Source organism: Schlesneria sp., assembly GCF_036405755.1.
Lineage (GTDB): Bacteria > Planctomycetota > Planctomycetia > Planctomycetales > Planctomycetaceae > Schlesneria > Schlesneria sphaerica.
Map to the genome: position 1 here is coordinate 1 of NZ_DASWWZ010000601.1, position 4,086 is coordinate 4,086.

The following is a 4,086-nucleotide window of genomic DNA, read 5'->3' on the forward strand; positions in this document are numbered from 1 at the left end:
GGGATTAGCGCCGAGAAGCACGACAGCTTCCTGGCACCGGACGGCCTGGGTGGAGCCGTTAACGAATTCAGCGGTTCGGCTTTGACCCAGGGCGAGCCAGACGCATCCAGCTTCCCATCGGGGGGCATTCGGGCCACGTTCGAAGCCCGTGGTTACACCGCTTGGGACGTTACCAGCCCTGCCTTCATTCTCGAAAACCCCAACGGCACCACGCTGGTCATCCCGACCGCCTTCTTCTCATGGACCGGTGAAGCTCTCGACAAGAAGACTCCACTGCTGCGTTCGATGAAGGCACTGAACATCCACGCTCAGCGTGTGCTCAAGCTGTTCGGTCACAAGAATGTTCCCCTGGTCACCGCCTCGTGCGGTCCAGAACAGGAATACTTCCTGATCGATCGCAACTTCTTCTTCGCTCGCCCTGACCTGATCAGCGCTGGCCGCACTCTGTTCGGAGCCAAGCCACCCAAGGGGCAAGAGTTCTGCGATCAGTACTTCGGTGCCATCCCAGACCGTGTCCTCGCTTTCATGCTCGACTGCGAGCGAGAACTCTTCAAGCTCGGCGTCCCCGTCAAGACTCGCCACAACGAAGTGGCACCAAGCCAGTACGAGATCGCCCCGATCTACGAAAACGCCAACGTCGCCGCAGACCATCAGCAGCTCATCATGATGACGCTGAAGCGAGTTGCCGCCAAGTACGGTCTCGAGTGCCTCCTGCACGAAAAGCCCTTCGCTGGCGTCAACGGTTCGGGCAAGCACTGCAACTGGTCGCTCGGCAATGCCGTTCAGGGGAACCTGCTGGAACCCGGCAAGACACCGCACGAAAACATGCAGTTCCTGGTATTCTGTGCGGCTGTCATCCGCGGTGTCCACAAGCACAGCTCACTGCTGCGTGCCGTTGTCGCACACGCTGGCAACGATCATCGCCTCGGTGCCAACGAAGCTCCCCCCGCCATCATTTCGATCTTCCTTGGCGAACAGCTTGCTGACGTCTTCGAGCAGATCAAGCAGAGTGGTTCTGCTTCCTCCAGCAAGCAGCCTGGCGTCATGACCGTCGGTGTCGACACCTTGCCAGCTCTGCCCAAGGACGCAGGCGATCGTAACCGAACCAGCCCGTTCGCATTCACCGGTAACAAGTTCGAGTTCCGCGCTGTTGGTTCGAACCAGTCGCTGTCCGGTCCGCTGGTGGCCCTCAACACCATCATGGCCGAATCGCTGGACTACATCGCCACCGAACTGGAAAAGACCACTGGCGGTGATCCAGCCAAGCTCGCCGGGGCTGTCCAGAACCTGCTCAAATCGATCGCCAACGAACACGGCTCTGTCTGCTTCAATGGCGATGGCTACTCAGAAGAATGGCAATCGGAAGCCGCCCGCCGAGGCCTGCCCAATCTCAAGCAGACCATCGACGCGCTCCCCGCGATTACTCTGCCAGCCACGGTCGAGATGTTTGAAAAGTACAAGGTTCTCTCAGCACGCGAAGCGGCCAGCCGCGAAGAGATTTACTTCGAACAGTACGCCTTGACGCTGAACGTGGAAGCTCGGCTCTCCCACGAAATCGCCAAGACGATCATCTATCCCGCTGCGGTCCGTTACCAGAGTGAACTCGCCGCAACCGCCGCCAACTGTAAGGCTGCGGGCGTCGACTTCGATGCCTCGCTACTGGTGAAGCTGAGTGGATTGATCAAGTCGCTCAACGAGAAGATCGCCGTCCTGGAACACCTCAACGAAGAGGGCTGCCATGGTGGACACGGCGTTGCAAATCCAAAGCAAGCCGCCGAACGTTGTGCGAAGAAGGTCAAGCCGGCAATGGAGGCAGTTCGCGAAGTCGTCGACGAACTCGAAACGCTCGTCGCCGACGACTACTGGCCACTGCCGACCTACCAGGAAATGCTGTTCATCAAGTAAGCCTCGTCGCCGCTGCCTGAACGACCGCGGGAATCACAGAGTGAACTCGCGGTCTCTGCAGGGTGTTGAGCCGAAACTGCTGCAGGTCTGAGGCCACTCTCTCAGGCCTGTGGTCGATAAAATTGAGCTGAGCCAGAAAGACCCGGGACGTTTACGTCCCGGGTCTTTCCTTTTCGCGAAGCAAGATCCTTTTCAACCTCCGCCTCTACCGTCGAAATTCCGTCTCACAGATGGTTATGATCTCTCGTTCGTCTGGCGCCCGCCGCCGATGGCCTGTTGACCCCCGACACACATCGAAAAGACGGTTATGGGCATTTCGCCGAGAATCATGAATTCGCGTAGAGTACGGCCTGCAAACCGCAGTCTCTCGTACATGAGTCTGCAACATTCAGGTCCTGCGGGAACGCGCTACACAAAACGTCAGCACGCAATCGGGACACCGGTGATTCGCTGCGTTGCGTACGTGCTGTTCGTTGCCCTGAGCCTGCCGGGCAGTGACGCCGCGTTGTGTCTGGCTGCAGAAGATAAAAAACCGTCGACCCCCGCTCCCGCCGTCGCGCCGGATCAACAGGCCGAACCGGGCACTGCGGACACGCTACCGCTGTACACGGACATGGAGCTTCCCGCAGCAGAAGAATTGCTGCGATCCAAGCCCTTTGACTGGATCGTGCTGAAATCCAATGAAGTCCTCATCGTGGAACCGGTCCCGCTTCGCCCCGACACGCTCGCATCGATGAATCTGGAATATGAGCGTCATCTGAAAGGACGCGCGGGATTCCGGGAAGGAAATGATCGTCTGGGCGAACGCCGCAGAAGCTTTCAGTCTCTGCCGATCACTCTGCTGGAGCCGGGGGAAGAGCAAGACCCTGATTACCTTCTCGAAACGAAGGTAATCCTGAAGATCGACTACTTCGAAGATCTGGTTCTGCGTCGGGCCAGTCTTCTCATCGATGAACGAAACGTTCCACTCGCCTACGACTTGCTGCTGCTGGTCGACAGGCGTCATCGCGAGAACAACGTGCGATTGAAAGAAGCGTATCAGGCCATGCGCCGCGAGGAGGCCGAGATCGCGGCCGGCGACGAACGCGAACGCTTTACGCTCCCGGAACCGCCCCCCTTAAAGCTCAGTGCGACCTGGCCGAAATTTGACGAACTCTACCAGAAACTGTTGATGACCGATGCCGAGTTGCGGAACCAGCGAGGGGATCGGGAAGGGGCCGTTCGCCTGTTAGAAGACCTGTGGGACCGCAACTCGTCCTACCCCGAACTTTCCCTGCGGCTGGGTCAGGTGATTGATCTGCTGATCAATGAACTCGGAGACCAGGAACGCTATCGCGAAGCCCGCTATTTCCTGAAGCGCTTAACGGCTCGGGAAGCACAGCATCCGATCGCACTCAAGTGGAAGGCGGAACTGATCAGCCGGACGACCGCCATGATGGAAGAGGCTCGACGAGCTTCCGCGGAAGGAAACACGGGCGTTGGCGCACGGCTGGTCGATCAGGCTGCCCGGATCTGGCCTGAGACACCCGGTCTGCGGGAAGCACATCGAGAACTGACGGAGCGACATCAGATCATCCGTCTTGGGGTCTTGCGACTTCCGGGTGAGGCCACCAGCTATCCCTACCCGACGGCCAGCGACACACTCGCCACGAGCCTGACGGCACAACCTCTGTTTGAACCGACTCGGGTTGATGAACGGGGGGTCCGCTACCGCTCGCAAATCGTAGAAGCCTGGGAACCACAAGATCTGGGACGTCAGGTTCAGTTTACGGTCCGACTGCGGCGAGCCGACTGGGAAGCCCGACCCCTGATCACTTCTTTCGATATCGTTGAAGAATTGTCGCGGAAACTGGATCCACAGTCCCCCCTCTTTGACGCGCGGCTCGCTGGCGCGATCGTCAAAGCCGTTCCCCAGTCACCCTCTCAATTCACCGTCCATTTTCGGCGACTGCCACTGCGGCTCGAATCCCTGCTTCAGTTCCCGGTCTCTCTGGCAGATCCCCAGGCGCTGAACCCGGACCTGTTCGCAGGGGCGATCCCCTCGGCGGGTCGCCAGCGTTTTTTCGAGACGGAACGAGACGCACGATCGGTCACCTATCGTCGGGTACGCCCCCAGCCTGCCACGTTGAAGGCCCGCCACGTGGAAGAGGTCGTCCACGTACGCTACGACAACTGGGAACG

2 protein-coding genes are annotated in these 4,086 nt (G+C 59.3%); both read left to right on the forward strand.

The features are described from left to right. On the forward strand, positions 1-1,905 hold a 1,905-nt coding region (locus tag VGE80_RS19945), incomplete at its 5' end, for a glutamine synthetase III family protein (RefSeq protein ID WP_440593875.1). Positions 1,906-2,278: 373 nt separating this feature from the next. Beyond that, on the forward strand, positions 2,279-4,086 hold a 1,808-nt coding region (locus VGE80_RS19950), incomplete at its 3' end, for a hypothetical protein (RefSeq protein WP_440593876.1).